Annotated in this window: 16 protein-coding genes; 12 read left to right on the top strand and 4 right to left on the bottom strand. The window is 73.9% G+C overall.

From position 1 onward, the window contains the following. Positions 1-489: 489 nt before the first annotated feature. The gene (locus tag ACFY1T_RS01280; protein WP_030868285.1) at positions 490-1,248 is read left to right on the top strand and encodes a ferritin-like fold-containing protein; all 759 of its coding nucleotides are present in this window, start codon (positions 490-492) and stop codon (positions 1,246-1,248) included. 109 nt (positions 1,249-1,357) lie between these two features. Here ACFY1T_RS01280 and ACFY1T_RS01275 read toward each other — a convergent pair whose 3' ends face one another. The 4 genes from ACFY1T_RS01275 to ACFY1T_RS01260 form a co-directional block, all read right to left on the bottom strand. Then, on the bottom strand, positions 1,358-1,660 hold the full coding sequence (locus ACFY1T_RS01275) for a hypothetical protein (protein ID WP_030868282.1): 303 nt from the start codon (positions 1,658-1,660) through the stop codon (positions 1,358-1,360). Positions 1,661-1,792: 132 nt separating this feature from the next. Next, positions 1,793-2,020: a DUF3107 domain-containing protein gene (locus ACFY1T_RS01270; protein ID WP_030153467.1), complete on the bottom strand. Its 228-nt coding sequence runs from the start codon at positions 2,018-2,020 to the stop codon at positions 1,793-1,795. A gap of 176 nt (positions 2,021-2,196) precedes the next feature. After that, positions 2,197-2,853 (bottom strand): TetR/AcrR family transcriptional regulator, encoded by a 657-nt coding sequence (locus ACFY1T_RS01265; RefSeq protein WP_030153469.1) that lies wholly within the window; start codon positions 2,851-2,853, stop codon positions 2,197-2,199. A 137-nt stretch (positions 2,854-2,990) separates the two neighbouring features. After that, a complete protein-coding gene (locus ACFY1T_RS01260) occupies positions 2,991-3,206 on the bottom strand; it encodes a hypothetical protein (RefSeq protein ID WP_390786483.1) in 216 nt (71 codons plus the stop codon). Positions 3,207-3,368: 162 nt separating this feature from the next. Here ACFY1T_RS01260 and ACFY1T_RS01255 point away from each other — a divergent pair, with 162 nt between their 5' ends. The 11 genes from ACFY1T_RS01255 (at position 3,369) to ACFY1T_RS01205 (ending at position 16,355) form a co-directional block, all read left to right on the top strand. Then, a complete protein-coding gene (locus tag ACFY1T_RS01255; protein ID WP_390786482.1) occupies positions 3,369-4,367 on the top strand; it encodes an alpha/beta fold hydrolase in 999 nt (332 codons plus the stop codon). A 5-nt stretch (positions 4,368-4,372) separates the two neighbouring features. Continuing rightward, a complete protein-coding gene (locus ACFY1T_RS01250; RefSeq protein WP_390786481.1) occupies positions 4,373-5,785 on the top strand; it encodes a DUF3152 domain-containing protein in 1,413 nt (470 codons plus the stop codon). A gap of 70 nt (positions 5,786-5,855) precedes the next feature. Further along, complete coding sequence (locus tag ACFY1T_RS01245; protein WP_383493200.1) at positions 5,856-5,951, top strand: Ms4533A family Cys-rich leader peptide; 96 nt, start codon at positions 5,856-5,858, stop codon at positions 5,949-5,951. Positions 5,952-6,180: 229 nt separating this feature from the next. Next, positions 6,181-7,914 (top strand): ABC transporter substrate-binding protein, encoded by a 1,734-nt coding sequence (locus ACFY1T_RS01240; RefSeq protein WP_390786480.1) that lies wholly within the window; start codon positions 6,181-6,183, stop codon positions 7,912-7,914. Then, entirely contained in the window at positions 7,911-8,900 is a 990-nt protein-coding gene (locus tag ACFY1T_RS01235) for an ABC transporter permease (RefSeq protein ID WP_390786479.1), read from the top strand. The genes ACFY1T_RS01240 and ACFY1T_RS01235 overlap by 4 nt, the downstream gene beginning before the upstream one ends. After that, positions 8,897-9,889 carry an ABC transporter permease gene (locus tag ACFY1T_RS01230; RefSeq protein WP_390786478.1) on the top strand — a complete coding sequence of 331 codons (993 nt, stop codon included), beginning with the start codon at positions 8,897-8,899 and terminating at the stop codon, positions 9,887-9,889. Before ACFY1T_RS01235 ends, ACFY1T_RS01230 begins: the two co-directional genes overlap by 4 nt. Next, positions 9,886-11,499 carry a dipeptide ABC transporter ATP-binding protein gene (locus ACFY1T_RS01225; RefSeq protein ID WP_390786477.1) on the top strand — a complete coding sequence of 538 codons (1,614 nt, stop codon included), beginning with the start codon at positions 9,886-9,888 and terminating at the stop codon, positions 11,497-11,499. The genes ACFY1T_RS01230 and ACFY1T_RS01225 overlap by 4 nt, the downstream gene beginning before the upstream one ends. 189 nt (positions 11,500-11,688) lie before the next feature. Beyond that, positions 11,689-13,512, top strand: coding sequence for a GT4 family glycosyltransferase PelF (pelF, locus tag ACFY1T_RS01220; RefSeq protein WP_390786936.1), 1,824 nt, complete (start codon positions 11,689-11,691; stop codon positions 13,510-13,512). Further along, a complete protein-coding gene (locus ACFY1T_RS01215; protein ID WP_390786476.1) occupies positions 13,509-14,405 on the top strand; it encodes a hypothetical protein in 897 nt (298 codons plus the stop codon). Before pelF ends, ACFY1T_RS01215 begins: the two co-directional genes overlap by 4 nt. A gap of 142 nt (positions 14,406-14,547) precedes the next feature. Further along, positions 14,548-15,618: an NAD-dependent epimerase/dehydratase family protein gene (locus tag ACFY1T_RS01210; RefSeq protein WP_390786475.1), complete on the top strand. Its 1,071-nt coding sequence runs from the start codon at positions 14,548-14,550 to the stop codon at positions 15,616-15,618. After that, on the top strand, positions 15,606-16,355 hold the full coding sequence (locus ACFY1T_RS01205) for a spherulation-specific family 4 protein (RefSeq protein ID WP_390786474.1): 750 nt from the start codon (positions 15,606-15,608) through the stop codon (positions 16,353-16,355). Before ACFY1T_RS01210 ends, ACFY1T_RS01205 begins: the two co-directional genes overlap by 13 nt. The last annotated feature ends 47 nt before the right edge of the window (positions 16,356-16,402 follow it).

Below are 16,402 nucleotides of genomic sequence, written 5' to 3'. Positions count from 1 at the left end.
GGATCGGGAAGGGGGACACAATGCCGACGGCCTCAAGGGCTTCGGCCGTCTCGGGAAAGATCCCGAGGTCTCGGAACGTAGTCAGGGTGCTGCCTCTTCTGTGAGACGCGGCGCGAGGCGGCGAGGGGGGTCGTACCGTGCCTGGCTTGCAGTACTGCGCCCTTCCAGACATCGGAAGAGCCATTACTAAGCTGCGCGGGACCACTGGCCTTCGCTCAAGCGCTCATGCCGCTGAGGGGGCCCCTCGTGGAGAGGCGGTACGCATGGACGTACGCATCACGCCGAGGGCGGTCGGGTGGAGCCGATCGGGCCACCGACCGGGCATCCTCATTCGGATGGCCCGCCGAGTATCCGGCAGGCGCATTACCACTGTACCCCGGAATCGCGCAGGTGTGTCGGGTGAATTCACCTGGTAGTCGCGTTTAGGCAGACCATCGGTGACCCGATGCGGTGCCTGTGGCGGGGTTCCGGCGGGCTATTGTGCGGAGCATGTCGACCGTTGAAAACGCATCGCCCTCCGACGACAGCGCCGGCGCCGGGGCGACCGGGATCGCCGCCCAGGACTGGGCGACCGCCTCCGCCTCGCCGCAGTACCGGGCAGCCGTCGTGGACCTGCTGGGAGCGCTCGCGTACGGAGAGCTCGCGGCCTTCGAGCGCCTCGCGGAGGACGCGAAGCTCGCGCCCACCCTCGACGACAAGGCCGAGCTCGCGAAGATGGCCTCCGCGGAGTTCCACCACTTCGAGCGGCTGCGCGACCGCCTCGCGGCGATCGACGCCGAGCCCACCGCGGCCATGGAGCCCTTCGCGAAGGGCGTCGACGACTTCCACCGCCAGACCGCTCCGTCGGACTGGCTGGAGGGCCTGGTCAAGGCCTACGTCGGCGACTCCATCGCCAGCGACTTCTACCGCGAGGTCGCCACCCACCTGGACAGCGACACCCGCGCCCTCGTCGTGAGCGTGCTCGACGACACCGGTCACGGCGGCTTCGCCGTCGAGAAGGTCCGCGCCGCCATCGAGGCCGATCCGCGCTGCGGAGGCCGGCTCGCGCTGTGGGCCCGCCGGCTGATGGGCGAGGCGCTCTCGCAGGCGCAGCGCGTGGTCGCCGAGCGCGACGCCCTCTCCACGATGCTGGTGGGCGGCGTGGACGGGATGGCGGCCGGCTTCGACCTGGCGGCCGTCGGCGAGATGTTCACCCGGATCACCAAGGCGCACACCAAGCGCATGGCCGCACTGGGCCTCGCCGCCTGATCGTCTTCACCCGCTCGTACGCCGGCCCCGGCGCGGAATCCCGCGCCGGGGCCGGCGTACGAGGTGACGGAGTGCGGACGGATCCCGATCAGGTCGGCCGGAGGACCGCTCAGCCCTGCGACGGGAGCGAAAACGGAGTCCGGCGCGATGAGCGCCGGGGACCCGCGCCGGGACGCAGCAGCAGCGACAGCACCACCGCGGAGACCAGCACCGAGCCGACCAGGGTCGCGAAGAGCGTGTTGTGTCCCGGACCGAGTGCGAACTGTGTCAGGTACGCCCCGAAGAGGGCTCCCAGAACCCCGCTGACCAGCACCGTCCTCGGGGACGGCAGCCGCAGGGCCAGCACTCGCAGGGCCGCTCCGGCAAGGGCGAGGCCCAGGAGGGCGGAGCCGAGCGCTTCCAACAGCAGCATGGGGGTCTCCCGCAGGTCAGGGGCAAACCGGGTCACTGCGGTCCTACCCGAAGCGGAGGAAAGGGAAACGGCCCGGTGGAATCAACCACCGGGCCGTTTCACCCAGTTCTGCCGAATGCCGGTCGCGATGCGTCAGAGCGCGCCGAAACCGACCTTGCGCACGCTCGGCTCGCCCAGGTCGACGTACGACAGGCGATCGGCCGGCACCAGGACCTTGCGGCCCTTGTTGTCGGTGAGGCTCAGCAGCGGCTCCGAACCGGTCAGCGCGGCGGTGACGATGCGCTCCAGCTCCTCGGCGCTCAAGTCGCTCTCCAGCACGATCTCCCGGGGTGCGTGCTGCACGCCGATCTTGACCTCCACGGCTTTGTCCCTCCGATGGTCGGTTGTGCGCGATCAGCCGCGCCGTACCCGGTCCACATTAGCCCGGAGAGGGGACCCGGATGCGGCGCTCCGGACACGCTCGCAGCGAACATCGGGCCTGGCAGCCGCCCGGCGGCCGCCAGGCCTGCGGTCGGGTCCGCGGTCGGCTCCGCGGGTCAGGCCTGCGGGGCCTGGCCGCCCTCCGTGCCGTGCAGCGGGAAGCCGGCGATGCCGCGCCAGGCCAGCGAGGTCAGCAGGCCCACCGCGGTGTCGCGGGCGACCGGGCTCTCGCTGGAGAGCCAGTACCGGGCCACGACCTGCGAGACCCCGCCCAGGCCCACGGCCAGCAGCATCGACTCGTCCTTGGACAGGCCCGTGTCCTCGGCGATGACGTCGGAGATGGCCTCGGCGCACTGCAGCGAGACGCGGTCGACGCGCTCGCGCACCGCGGGCTCGTTCGTCAGGTCGGACTCGAAGACCAGCCGGAAGGCGCCGCCCTCGTCCTCCACGTACGCGAAGTAGGCGTCCATGGTGGCGGCCACGCGCAGCTTGTTGTCCGTCGTCGACGCGAGCGCCGTGCGCACGGCGAGCAGCAGGGCCTCGCAGTGCTGGTCCAGCAGCGCCAGGTAGAGGTCGAGCTTGCCCGGGAAGTGCTGGTAGAGCACGGGCTTGCTGACGCCGGCCCGCTCCGCGATGTCGTCCATCGCCGCCGCGTGGTAACCCTGCGCGACGAAGACCTCCTGGGCCGCGCCCAGCAGCTGGTTGCGCCGGGCTCGGCGCGGCAGTCGCGTGCCCCGGGGACGCGCTGCCTCCGTCTGCTCGATGGCTGTCACGCCGCCTCCCACTTTCTCTAAGAACACAGTGCGCTCTGCGCCGCGCGGCCATCGTACTTTTCGGTAACCGAATCTGTAGGGTCCAAGCGGAGTTTTCTCGCTGTGCGGACCGTGTACGGACTGCCCGGAGGCGCTGGTCAGCGGTAGTCGTCCTCGTCCAGGGTCACCACCCGCGCCTGTTCGGCGGCGTCCCCGTCGGCGGCCTCGTCGCGGTCCACCCCGGTGACCCGGTCGTCGTCGTCCGGCTGCAACTCGGCCAGCTGTTCCGCCGCATCGGCCTCGGGCGCCTCGGTGTCGAGGGTCTCCGGGAAGCGCTCCCGGAAGGTTTCCGGCTCTGCGGGGTCGACGGTCATGTGGCTCCCCTTCTTCCCTCGCCCCTCGTGGGCGGACCGCCTCTGTGGCCTGCCTCATCTATGAGCGTAGGAGGATCGCGAATACCCCGCTACGTGGATCCCCATGCATCTGTGATGCCGAACACAAGAGTCCGGACGTGATCGTCTCGTAACATTGGCGGCATGTCTTCGACCGAGCTGCCGGGTGTGCGATCCGCATCCGAAGCGTTCTCCCAGGTGGGAGCCGTCCACGTCGCCGAGGGGGAGCAGCTGCGCCTCGCGGTGCTGCCCGGACTGGAGCTCGCCGTCCGGTCCCGGCCCCCGCTGCGCACGGGGCTGCCGCCCGCGCTGTTCGTCCACGGACTCGGCGGTTCGTCGACGAACTGGACGGACCTCATGGCACAGCTGGAGGACAGCGTCGACGGCGAGGCGCTCGACCTGCCCGGCTTCGGCTGGTCCCCGCCGCCCGCCGACCGCGACTACTCGGTCACGGCACTGGCCCGCGCCGTCATCCGGCACCTCGACGCCGCCGGCCGCGGCCCCGTCCACCTCTTCGGGAACTCCCTCGGCGGCGCCGTCTCCACCCGCGTCGCGGCCGTCCGCCCCGACCTGGTGCGCACGCTGACGCTGATCTCGCCCGCGCTGCCCGAGCTGCGCGTGCAGAGGTCGGCCGTCCCCACCGCACTGCTCGCCGTACCCGGGATGGCCTCGCTGGTCGGCCGGCTCACCCGCGGGCTGAGCGCCGAGGAGCGCACCCGCGGGGTGACGGCCCTCTGTTACGGGGACCCCTCCCGGGTGACACCGGAGGGCTTCGCGCACGCCGTCGCGGAGATGGAGCGGCGGATGGCCCTGCCGTACTTCTGGGACGCGATGACCCGCTCCTCGCGCGGCATCGTCGACGCGTACACCCTCGGCGGGCAGCACGGACTGTGGCGCCAGGCGCAGCGGGTGCTCGCCCCGACGCTGCTGGTCTACGGCGGCCGGGACCAGCTGGTCTCGTACCGTATGGCGCACAAGGCGGCGGCGGCCTTCCGGGGTTCGCGGCTGCTGACGCTGCCCGAGGCCGGGCACGTGGCGATGATGGAGTACCCCGGCGTGGTGGCGCAGGCCTTCCGGGAGCTGTTGCACGACACCGACCCGGACGCGCCCGGCATCCCGGACACCGAAGACGGCAGAGGCTGAGGACCGTGGGACGACATAGTCGCAAGGGGCCCGCTCCGGCTCCCGCCCGTCCGGCGCCCGCGCCGCAGGCGGAACCCGAGGCGGCCCCGTACGAGGAGCGGTCCGTCTTCGAGGAGCGCCGCCCGTACGAGGGCCGGCGCGGGTCCGCGGACGCGTACCGGCCCTACGAGGAGCACCGGCCGTACGAGGAGCAGTGGCCCTCCGGCGGGTACCCCGCGTACGAGGAGCCGCGCGGCGGCCACCCCGAGCAGCGCGAGCCGGGCGGGGCCTGGGGCGCGGTGTCCGACACGGTGTACGGGGACTGGCGCGGCGTACCGCGGACGGGCCGGTCCGCGCCCACCGCGCCGGCCGCCGCCGTGCTGGACACCGACACCCCGGCCTTCGGCACTCCCGCGGTCGGCTTCCCGCAGGTGACCTTCCCGCGGCCCGCCGCCGACCCCTCGACCTCCACCGGCTCGCACCCGCGGGTGCCGGGTCCGCGCGCGCCGATGGCCGCCCCGGTCGCGACTCCGGCCGCCCCGGCCGCTCCCGCGGAGCCCGCCGCTCCCGCGGAGCCCGCCGCTCCCGCCGAGGAGCCGTCCGGCCCCGGGCGCGGGCGGAAGGTCCGTACGTACACAGGGATGGCCGTGGCCGCCGTCACCACCGCGCTCGCCGTCGTCGTGGCCGTGCAGATGGCTTCCGACGGCGACAGCGGCTCCTCGCCCACCGCGAGCTCCGCCGGAGGCGCGCAGAAGCGCGCCGACCCCGGCACGTCCGCCGCCTCCCGCTCCGACGGCCGGGCGACCCCTGCGGCGCCCGCCGCGCCCGCGGTGGAGCTGTCGTACGAGCAGAAGATGGCCCAGCAGTTCCCCATCGACGAGAAGCTGAAGGGGCCGGGAACCTTCGACACCGTTCCCGGGGTGGCGCCGGCACCCGGCAAGGGCAAGAAGGTCCGCTACCGGGTCGACGTCGAGCAGGGGCTCGGCCTGGACGCGCAGCTGTTCGCCGAGGCCGTCCACCGCACCCTCAACGACGACCGCAGCTGGGGCCACGGCGGTACGAAGACCTTCGAGCGGGTGCCGGGCGGCGAGGCCGACTTCGTCATCACGCTGGCCAGCCCCGGCACCACCGGCGTGTGGTGCGCCAAGTCCGATCTGGACACCACCGTCGACAACGTCAGCTGTGACTCCGCCTCCACGGACCGGGTCATGATCAACGCGTTCCGCTGGGCGCAGGGCTCGACGACGTACGGCGCGGACCAGATGTTCGCGTACCGGCAGATGCTCATCAACCACGAGGTGGGCCACCGGCTCGGGCACGGGCACGTGAACTGCCAGACCCCGGGCGCGCTCGCGCCGATCATGCAGCAGCAGACGAAGTCCCTCAACATCGGCGGAATCCAGTGCAAGCCCAACCCCTGGGTGTTCCCCGGGAGTTGACCGGCGAGAGGTGGTGAACGGCCGAATGTCGCGTTGACAACTTGTCCGATGATCGGTAATTGTTCTTCGCATGTCGCACCACCACACCACCATCGCGAGCGCCGCCATTGAGCTGGCGCTGCTCGGTGTGACCGCGCACAGCGTGGCCGACATCCTCTGTCGCTGACGCGTACCCGATCGCGCCGCGACTTCTCCTTCTTCCCTGCTTCGCCGCGCCCGGGTGCATCCATGCCCGCAGGTGCGGCTTTCTCGTTCCACCCGCATGCGGCCGCTCACCGGCCGCCGCTGCCGGTTTCCGACTGCTGACCGCTGCCCCTCGCGTGGCCCTTTCCTCCCTTTTGCCCGGCTCCTGAAGCCGGGCGATCCACGATTCACGCCGAGAGGTCCCTTTTCCCATGCTCCGTCAGTCCCAGACATCGCGCCGTGTGGCCGCGGTCGCCGTCAGCCTCGTCCTGGCCGGGGGCGCCGCGGCGTGCGGGCCCAAGGGCGCGGCGGACCAGTCCGGCGCCACGTCCGGCGCCGCCGGCGGCGCCCCGCAGAAGGGCGGCACCCTGACCGTCCTCAACTCCGAGCCGCAGAGCGACTTCGACCCGGCCCGCCTCTACACCTCCGGCGGCGGCAACGTCCCCTCGCTGGTCTTCCGGACGCTCACCACCCGCAACCGCGAGGACGGCGCCGCCGGCACCAAGGTCGTGCCCGACCTGGCCACCGACACCGGCAGGCCCAACGCCGACGCCACCGAGTGGACGTACACGCTCAAGGACGGGCTGACCTACGAGGACGGCACCCCGATCACCACCGCCGACATCAAGTACGGCATCGAGCGGTCCTTCGCCGCCGAGCTGTCGGGCGGCGCCCCGTACCTGCGGGACTGGCTGGTCGGCGGGGAGAGCTACGAGGGCCCGTACAAGGACGGCGGCAAGGGGCTCGACTCGATCCTCGTGCCCGACGCGAAGACGATCACCTTCAAACTGCGCAAGCCCGAGGGAGAGTTCCCCTTCGTGGCGACCCAGACGCAGTTCGCCCCCGTGCCCAAGGCCAAGGACACCGGGGTGAAGTACGAGGAGCACCCCGTCTCCTCCGGCCCGTACAAGGTCGTCAAGAACGAGAACGACGGCGAGCACCTCACCCTGGAGCGCAACGGGAACTGGGACCCGAAGACCGACGAGGAGCGCAAGGCCTACCCGGACCGCATCGACGTCCGCTCCGGGCTGGACGCCGCGGTCATCAACCAGCGGCTGTCGACCAGCTCGGGCGCCGACGCGGCCGCGATCACCACCGACACCAACCTCGGGCCCGCCGAGCTCGCGCAGATCGGCAGCAACAAGGAGCTGGAGGGACGCGTCGGCACCGGCCACTTCGGCTACGTCAACTACCTCGCCTTCAACCCGAAGGTGGCCCCCTTCGACAACCCGAAGGTGCGCCAGGCCGTCTCGTACGCCATCAACCGCACCAGCGTCGTCAACGCGGCCGGCGGCTCCGCCCTCGCCGAGCCGGCCACCACCTTCCTGCCCGAGCAGAAGGCCTTCGGCCACACCCCGTACGACCACTTCCCGGCGGGCAAGGCGGGCGACCCGGCCAAGGCCAGGGAGCTGCTGAAGGAAGCCGGCTTCCCGGACGGGCTGAGCATCACCCTGACGCACTCCACCGCGCAGAACCGGCAGACCAGCCCCGAGGTCGCGACCGCCGTGCAGCAGGCGCTCGCCGCCGCCGGCATCACCGTCAAGCTGGAGGGCCTGGAGAACAACGCCTTCAACGAGAAGCGCTGGGACGCCAAGAACACCCCCGGCTTCTTCCTCTCGCGCTGGGGCGCCGACTGGCCCTCCGGCGGCCCCTTCCTCGCGCCGATCTTCGACGGCCGGCAGATCGTCGCCAACGGCACCAACTACAACCACGCCCAGCTGAACGACCCCGCCGTCAACGCCGAGATCGACGAGATCGCCAAGCTGACCGACCTCGCCGAGGCCGGCAAGCGCTGGGGCGCGCTCGACAAGAAGATCGGTGAGCAGGCCCTCGACGTGCCGCTCTTCCACCCGGTCTACAAGCGGCTGGTCGGCAAGGACGTCAAGAACGTCGTCATCAGCGACTGGACCGGCGTCCTCGACATCTCGCAGGTCTCCGTCAAGTGACCGCCACCCTGCAACAGCCTGCCGCGCCGTCCGCGCCCGGGGCCCTCGCCCCGGGCGCGGGCGCCGCGCGCCAGGTCTGGCGGCGGCTGCGCCGGCGGCCCTCGGCCGCCACGGCCGCCGCCGTCCTGGCACTCCTCGTCCTCCTCGCCCTCGCGGCACCCCTCCTCGCCGGGCTGGCAGGCCAGGACCCGAACGCGTACCACGACGATCTCGTGGACTCGGCGCGCGGCGGCGTCCCGCTCGGCCCCCTCGGCGGGATCTCCGCCGACCACTGGCTCGGCGTCGAACCGGGCACCGGCCGCGACCTGTTCGTCCGGCTGCTGTACGGGGCCCGGATCTCCCTGCTCGTCGCGCTCGGCGCCACCGCCGTGCAGATCCTCGTCGGGATCGCCGCCGGACTCGCCGCCGCCCTCGGCAACCGCCTCGTCGGACAGCTCGTCGGCCGGCTCACCGACGTGATGATCGCCCTGCCGGCGCTGGTGTTCGCCATCGCGCTCACCGCCGTCGTACCGGCCGACTTCCCGCGCCCGCTGCTGCTGATCCTGGTCATCGGCCTGCTGGGCTGGGGGTCGACGGCCCGGATGGTCCGGGCCCAGACCCTGGCCCTGCGCGAACTCGACTTCGTGGCCGCCGCCCGGCTCTCCGGGAACGGCACCGTGCGGATCGCCCGCCGCGAGCTGCTGCCCGCACTGGCTGCGCCCCTCATCACCTACTCCGCGATCCTGGTCCCGGCCGACATCGTCGCCGAGGCCTCGCTGTCCTTCCTCGGCGTCGGAGTGAAACCGCCCACCCCCTCGTGGGGGCAGATGCTGTCCGGCGCCCAGACCTGGTTCCGCGCCGACCCCGCCTACGTCCTGCTCCCCGCCGGACTGCTCTTCGTCACCGTGCTCGCCTTCACCGTGCTCGGCGACGCGGTCCGCACGGCCCTCGACCCGCGCGAAGGCTCCCGCCTGCGGATCGGCACCGGAAAGGAGCACGCGCGATGACCCGCTTCGTGCTGAACCGGGCCGGCGGCGCACTCCTCGTGCTGCTCGCCCTGTCCGTCACCGTGTACGTCCTCTTCTACGTCGCCCCCGGCGACCCCGCCCGGCTCGCCTGCGGGGAACGCTGCAACCCGGTCCAGGTCGCCCAGGTGCGCGAGCAGCTCGGACTGAACGACCCGGTGGTCGTCCAGTACCTGCACTTCCTCCAGGGGCTGTTCACCGGCCGCGACTACTCCGGCGGCGCCGGCCTGGTGCTGCACTGCGACGCGCCCTGCCTCGGATTCTCGTACCAGAACGACCGGCAGGTCACCGAACTGCTGCTGGACCGGCTGCCGGCCACCCTGTCGCTGGCCCTCGGCGCCCTGGTGATCTGGCTCGTCGTCGGCGTCGGCACCGGACTGCTGTCCGCGCTGCGCCGCGGCGGCATCACGGAGCGGGCCCTGACCGCGCTGACCCTGGGCGCGACCGGAACCCCCGTGTTCGTCCTCGGACTGCTGCTGCTCATGGCAGTGTGCGCGTACCTGCAATGGCTGCCGTTCCCGACGTACGTGCCCCTGGGCGAGGACCCCGAACAGTGGGCCTGGAACCTGTTGCTGCCGTGGATCACGCTCGGCGTCTTCGAGAGCGCCAAGTACGCGAGGCTCACCCGCAGTTCCACCCTGGAGACGCTCGCCGAGGACCACATCCGCACCTTCCGCGCCTACGGGGTGGGGGAGCGGGCCATCATCACCCGGCACGCCGTCCGCGGAGCGGTCGCCCCGGTGATCGCGCTCAGCGCGGTGGACTTCGGCACGATGATCGGAGGCGCGGTGCTCACCGAGTCGCTGTTCGGGATACCCGGGCTCGGCAAGACCCTGATCGACGGCGTACGCGTCGTGGACCTGCCGGTGGTCGTCGGCGTCGTCCTGGCCATCGGCGCGGCCGTGGTCGTCGCGGGCGCCGTGGCCGACCTGCTGTACGCCCTCGCGGACCGAAGGGTGGCCCTGGCATGAGCGAGCTGCTGGTGGAGGTCGCCGACCTCACGGTCGACTTCCCCGTCGGAGAGCCCGGGACGTCCGTACGCGCCGTCGACCAGGTCTCCTTCACCCTGGAACCGGGCGCCGCGCTGGGCATCGTCGGCGAGTCCGGAAGCGGCAAGTCCACCGTCGCCGCGGCCCTGCTGGGACTGCACCGCGGGACCGGGGCCCGGCTCGGCGGCTCCGTCCGGGTCGGCGGCACCGACGTCGGCGCGGCCTCGGCCGCGGAACTGCGCGCGCTGCGCGGGGGCACCGCCGCCATGGTCTTCCAGGACCCGCTCAGCTCCCTCGACCCGTACTACGCCGTCGGCGACCAGATCGCCGAGGTGTACCGGGTCCACGCGGACGCCTCGCGGCGCGCAGCGCGGGCCCGGGCGGTCGAGGTGCTGGACCGGGTGGGCATCCCCGACGCGGTGCGCCGCGCGCGGGCGAGGCCGCACGAGTTCAGCGGCGGCATGCGCCAGCGCGCGCTGATCGCCATGGCGCTGGCGTGCGAACCCCGTCTGCTGATCGCCGACGAGCCGACCACCGCCCTCGACGTCACCGTGCAGGCCCAGATCCTGGAACTGCTGCACGGGCTGCGCGAGGAGCGCGGGCTCGCCCTGCTGCTCGTCACGCACGACGTCGGCGTGGCGGCGCACAGCGTGGACGAGCTGCTGGTCATGCGGGGCGGCGCCGCCGTGGAACGCGGCCCCGTGGGGCAGGTCCTGACCGCGCCCTCGGACCCGTACACCCGGGGTCTGCTGGCGGCGGTGCCCAGGCTCGACAGCCCGCGGCCGCCCCGGGAGCCCGCCCCGGCGGCGGGCGCCGACGCGGGCGTGCCCGTCGTGGAAGCCCTCTCGCTGCGGCGGGAGTTCGGGCGGGGCAAGCGGCGCGTGGCCGCCGTCGGCGGGGTCTCGCTCTCCGTACGGGCGGGGGAGACGCTGGGCATCGTGGGCGAGAGCGGCAGCGGCAAGAGCACCCTCGGGCGGATGCTCGTGGGCCTGCTGGAGCCCGGCTCCGGACAGGTCCGCCACGACGGCCGGGCGAGCGCGGGGGTGGTCCCCGGAGTCCAGATGGTGTTCCAGGACCCGGTGTCCTCGCTCAACCCGCGCCGCTCCGTCGGGGAATCCGTCGCCGACCCGCTGCGCGCGGCGGGGGAGCGCGACGAGGCCGCGATCCGGGCCCGGGTCGGGGAACTCCTGGTCCGGGTCGGGCTGGAGGCCGCGCACCACGACCGCTACCCGCACGAGTTCAGCGGCGGCCAGCGCCAGCGCGTCGGCATCGCCCGGGCCCTGGCGCCGCGGCCGCGGCTGATCGTCTGCGACGAGCCCGTCTCCGCGCTCGACGTGACCACGCAGGCGCAGGTCACGGCCCTGCTGGCCGAGCTTCAGCGGGAGCTCGGGATCGCGCTGGTCTTCATCGCGCACGACCTCGCCGTGGTCCGGCAGGTCAGCGACCGGGTCGCCGTCATGCGGGGCGGCCTGGTCGTCGAGGAGGGCCCGGTCGACGAGGTGTACGACCGTCCCCGGCACGCGTACACCCGCCAACTGCTCGCCGCCGTACCGGCTCTGGGGAGCGTGGGGGGAGACATCGGGGGCGCATGAGCCACGAGGGCCGCAGGCCCTTTCTAGCGCGCTCGAACGCGGACCGTGGGCGAAAGTTACGACTCTTCACCCCTTCCGGTGGCGCGACGGACAACCGTCCGTCGCGTCATCGGCATATCCGCTTGAGTTTCCCGCGGCGGGTCACCGGGCCTCGGAGACCGCCTGAACGGGAGATCGGGGGTGCCACTCGTGCGGATCGGACTGCTCACGGAAGGTGGTTATCCGTATGCGACGGGAGAAGCGCGGCTGTGGTGCGACCGGCTGGTCCGCGGGCTGCCGCAGCACGAGTTCGAGCTGTACGCGCTGAGCCGCAGCGCCGAGCAGGAAGAACGCGGCCGGGTCGTCCTCCCCGAGCACGTCACCCGCGTCTGGACCGCCCCGCTCTGGGCCCCGGCGGACGACGGGCGCACGTACTCCCGGCGTGAGCGCCGGCGCTTCGCCGACAGCTTCAAGGAGCTGGTCCGCGGGATCTGCGCGGGCGAGCCGGAGCCCGGGCCCTTCGCCGCGGGACTGTACGGACTGGCCGAACTCGCCCGCGAACAAGGCGGGTTGTATGCGGCCCTGCGCTCCGAGACCGCGGTCCGGGCGGTCGAGTCCGGCTGCCGGGCCCCCGGCGCACGGCGCTCCGTACAGCGCGCCCAGGTGGCCGACCTGCTCGACTTCGTCGACGAACTGGAGCGGCTGCTGCGGCCGTTGTCCCTCGACTGGTACGAGGACCTGCGCGAGGTCGACGTCTGCCACGCGGCGGCGGGCGGGATCGCCGCGCTCCCCGGCCTGCTGGCCAAACGCTTCTTCGGGGTTCCGCTGCTGGTCACCGAGTACGGGGTCCAGCTCCGGGCCCACTACCTGGAACACGCGGCGGACCCCCCGGCCGCCGGAGGCACCGGCGGGCGGGGGGCCGCGCCGAGACCCGCCGTACGGGCGCTGCTCGCGGCCTTCCACATGCGGCTGGCCTCCGAGATCTACGCCGAGGCCGACCTCCTCACCCCCGGCAACGCGCACGCCCGGCGCTGGCAGGAGCGCTGCGGCGCCACCCGCGACCGGCTGCGGACGGTGTACCCGGGGATGGAGGCGGACCGATTCGCCACCGTCGGGGAGGACCCCGGCGGCGGGGACCCCGACACCCTGGTCTGGGTCGGCCGGATAGAGCCGGCCAAGGACCTGATCGCCCTGCTGCACGCCTTCGCCGAGGTGCGCCGGGCCGCGCCCGGAACCCGGCTGCGGATCTTCGCGACCGCCGCGGTCCCCGGCTACCTCGCCGACTGCCGCTCGCTCGCCGCGCAGCTCTTCCCCGACGAGGCCGCCGACGCCGTCACCGTCGGGGAGAACCCCGTCACCTTCGAGGAGATCGGCGGCCCCGAGGTCCCGACGCCGGCGCACGCCTACGGCTCGGGACGGGTGGTCGTGCTGTCCTCGGTGATCGAGGGCTTCCCGATCACGCTCGCCGAGGCGATGCTCTGCGGCCGGGCCACCGTCTCCACCGACGTCGGCGCCGTGTGCGAGGTCATCGGCGGTACGGGGCTCGTCGTCCCGCCGCGCAATCCGCGGGCGCTGGCCGACGCCTGCCTGTCGCTGCTGCGGGATCCCGAACGGGCCCTGCGGCTCGGCGCTGCCGCCCGGGCACGGGCCCTGGAGCTGTTCACCGTCGAGCAGAACGTGGCCGCCTTCCGCGAGATCTACCTCCAGCTGCTGGCCCGCGGACCGGCCCGGGCGGAGGGCGGGGTCCCGTTCGAACAGCCGCTGGAGGCGCGGGTCCCGGGGCACTGGACGAGCCCGACGTGGGCGGAGCCGGGGGCGGACCGGGCAGGGGGCCCGGCTCCGGCCGGCGCTTCGGCTCCCGCCGCTCCTGTCCCTGTTCCCGTCCCTGTTCCCGTCCCTGCTCCTGCAGCTCCCGCCGCCGGGGCCCCGGCCGCGGCCCCGGCCCCGGGCGCGCCTTCGGCGACGGCCCAGGGCGCCGTGGCCGCGAAGACCCCGGGTACGACCACCACCACGGCCACGGAGGCGACCGTATGACCCTGGACGAAGCCGCCCCCGTCGCCCCGGCCCCCCGCCGCCGGGCCGCCGGGGACCCCGTCAAGGCGCTGCTGCACCGCCACCGGGCGCTCTGCGAGCGGGCCGTGGACCCGCTGGAGATCGCCGCGGGGCTGGAGGTGCAGGGCATCACCGACCGCACCGCCGCGCGCTTCCGGCACCGGGACGTGTTCTCGCTCGCCGAGGAGCTCTACGCCCGCACCCCGCGCGGGGACGAGCCGACCGCGCCCTCCGCCGCCCGGCCCCGCGACGCCCGGGCCTTACGGGGCTTCGGGTACGCGGTGCTCCCCGGAGCCCTCGCGCTGGGGGCGAGCGCGGCCGGGACGCCGTTCGCGGGCCCCGTCGCCGCTCTCGCCGCCGTCACCGCCCTGGTGTGGCCCGCCGGGCCCGGGCGGCCCGCCTCCGGCCGGTTCCCGTATGCCGTGCTGCTGCTCGCCGCGGCCGTCGTGGGCTGGGCGGTGTACCGCGGCGGCACCGCGCTCGGGGCCGGCCTCGCCCTGGCCGCGGCCCCCGGACACGTGGTCGGCGCCGTGTTCGCCGCCCGCGCCCGGAGCCGGCTCGCGGGGAGCCGGGCCCTGGAGGACTTCGCCGACCGTGCCCGGCCGCTGCTCGTCGCGGCCGTCCTGGCCTTCGCCGCGGCCGCCGCGGGGGCGGCCGCGCTCGCCGGGACCCCGCTCGGCGTCGCCGTACCGCTCGCCGTGCTGCTGTTCCTGACCCGCCTGCTGCTCGGGCACGGGGCTCCGCGCGGGCCCGTCGCCGCGGCCCTGGCCCTCGCCCTGGTGCCGACCCCGCCGGCGGTGTCCGCCGCCGCGGCGGTGCTCCTCGTACACGCCGTCCTCGCGCTGTCCCGGGCGTCCGCGCACGCCCGGCCCTGAGCCCGGCCGCCGCCTCCCCTTTCCCGCCGCCGCTCTTCGGAGCCGTACCCGCCCCACCCCCACCCCCACCAACCCCGACCCCCGACCATCGACCAAGGAGACACAGGATGACCGGCCAGCCAACCAACCAAGGGGCCGCGCGATGAGGGTGCTGCTGATCGGAGCCAACGGATACCTCGGCCGCTACGTCGCCGACCGGCTGCTCGCCGACCCCGCCGTCCAGCTCACCGCGCTCGGCCGCGGTGACGACGCGGACGTCCGCTTCGACCTCGCCACCGGCAGCCCGGGCGCCCTCACCCGGTTCCTGGACGCCGTCCACCCCGGCGTCGTCATCAACTGCGCCGGGGCCACCCGCGGCGGGGCCCGGGAGCTGACCCGGCACAACACCGTCGCCGTGGCCACCATCTGCGAATCCCTGCGCCGCAGCGGCTGCGGGGCCCGTCTCGTCCAGCTGGGCTGCGCCGCCGAGTACGGGCCCAGCCAGCCCGGATCGTCCACGGCCGAGGACGCCGTGCCGAGACCTGGCGGCCCGTACGGCGTCAGCAAGCTGGCCGCCACCGAGCTGGTCCTCGGTTCGGGGCTGGACGCGGTCGTCCTGCGGATCTTCTCGCCCGTCGGGCCCGGCACCCCCGCCGGATCCCCGCTCGGCCGGCTCGCCGAGGCCATGCGCCGCGCCATGCAGAACGGGGACGGCGAGCTCAAGCTCAGCGGGCTCGGCGTGCAGCGCGACTTCGTGGACGTACGGGACGTGGCGCGGGCCGTGCACGCCGCCTCGCTCTCCGCCGCCCAGGGCGTCGTCAACATCGGCACCGGGCGCGCGGTCCGGCTGCGCGACGCGGCCGCGGTCCTGGCCAGGGTCGCCGGATACGGAGGCGCCCTGCACGAGCTGGACCTGCCGCAGCAGGGCCAGCACGGGCCGGGCCACGGTCAGGGCCACGGACTCGGCCCGGGCCACGGGCTCGGGCACGGCCACGGCCACCAGGGCGGCGGCCGGCCTCCGGGGCTCGCCGCCATCGGCTCCCCGCGCTCCGAGGCGACGGCCGAGCAGCTCGCCGGCGGCGCCGCGACGCCCCCGTACCCGTACCCCGACGGCTGCGGCGCCTGGCAGCAGGCCGATGTGCGCACGGCCCGGGACCGGCTGGGCTGGCGGCCCCGGATCAACCTGGAGGAGTCCCTCGCGGACATCTGGATGGAGGCGGCGTGCCGCATCTGACGACCGCGGCCACGGCGGCCGCCGCCACCGATGCGGGCCGGCTCGGCCTCGGCGCCCCCGGGTACGCGCACCCGCTGCTCGCGCCGGTCGAGTGGGCCGAACTGACCCGGCCCGGGACCCCGCTGCACTGGACGGTGCTCAACGTCACGGACGGGCCGGGCGGCCGGCCCGATCCGCACTGCACGGAGGCCGCGGGCAAGCTCCGCGAGGCCGGCGGGACCGTACTCGGCCATCTCGCGATGCGAGACGGATCCCGCTCGTTCGGCGAGCTGGTCTCCGACGCCCACCGCTTCCGCGACTGGTACCGGGTCGGCGGTTTCTACCTGGCCGACGTCCCGGCGGACCGGGACGAACTGGCCGCCGTGCGCCGGGTCACCGACGCCCTGCGCGGCCTCGGCGAGGACCTCCGCATCGTGCTGGGCCACGGCACGCACCCGTACGAGGGGTATGCGGAGGCCGCGGACCAGCTGGTCACCTTCTCCGGGGCATGGGCCGACTACCGGTGGTCGCAGGTGGCGGAGTGGACCGCCGAGCACCCGCCCGAGCGCTTCTGCCACCTGGTCCACGGGGTGCCGCAGACGCACCTGGAGGAGGCGGTGCGGATCGCCCGCTGGCAGGGCGCCGGCACGATCTGGTTCACCGACCGGGGCGGGGCCGCCGGCCGCGATCCGTGGGCCTCGCTGCCCGCGTACTGGGACGAAATCGTCTCGCGGATCGGACCGGGTGTCTCGGAATGAAGAAGGGCGTGGCAGTGTTACGGGAAGAACCACCGTTACGACGTAAC

Origin of the sequence: Streptomyces sp. NPDC001194 (assembly GCF_042896985.1) — a bacterium.
Classification (GTDB): domain Bacteria; phylum Actinomycetota; class Actinomycetes; order Streptomycetales; family Streptomycetaceae; genus Streptomyces.
Note: the sequence above shows the minus strand (reverse complement) of the source record. Positions and strands in the feature narration are given on the sequence as shown.

Excerpts from the sequence above, each read along its gene's own strand:
- ACFY1T_RS01280 (WP_030868285.1), top strand. The coding sequence starts at position 490 with ATGTCGACCGTTGAAAACGCATCGCCCTCCGACGACAGCGCCGGCGCC.
- ACFY1T_RS01275 (WP_030868282.1), bottom strand. The coding sequence starts at position 1,660 with ATGCTGCTGTTGGAAGCGCTCGGCTCCGCCCTCCTGGGCCTCGCCCTT.
- ACFY1T_RS01260 (WP_390786483.1), bottom strand. The coding sequence starts at position 3,206 with ATGACCGTCGACCCCGCAGAGCCGGAAACCTTCCGGGAGCGCTTCCCG.
- ACFY1T_RS01255 (WP_390786482.1), top strand. The coding sequence starts at position 3,369 with ATGTCTTCGACCGAGCTGCCGGGTGTGCGATCCGCATCCGAAGCGTTC.
- ACFY1T_RS01245 (WP_383493200.1), top strand. The coding sequence starts at position 5,856 with ATGTCGCACCACCACACCACCATCGCGAGCGCCGCCATTGAGCTGGCG.
- ACFY1T_RS01240 (WP_390786480.1), top strand. The coding sequence starts at position 6,181 with ATGCTCCGTCAGTCCCAGACATCGCGCCGTGTGGCCGCGGTCGCCGTC.
- ACFY1T_RS01230 (WP_390786478.1), top strand. The coding sequence starts at position 8,897 with ATGACCCGCTTCGTGCTGAACCGGGCCGGCGGCGCACTCCTCGTGCTG.
- ACFY1T_RS01225 (WP_390786477.1), top strand. The coding sequence starts at position 9,886 with ATGAGCGAGCTGCTGGTGGAGGTCGCCGACCTCACGGTCGACTTCCCC.
- ACFY1T_RS01215 (WP_390786476.1), top strand. The coding sequence starts at position 13,509 with ATGACCCTGGACGAAGCCGCCCCCGTCGCCCCGGCCCCCCGCCGCCGG.
- ACFY1T_RS01210 (WP_390786475.1), top strand. The coding sequence starts at position 14,548 with ATGAGGGTGCTGCTGATCGGAGCCAACGGATACCTCGGCCGCTACGTC.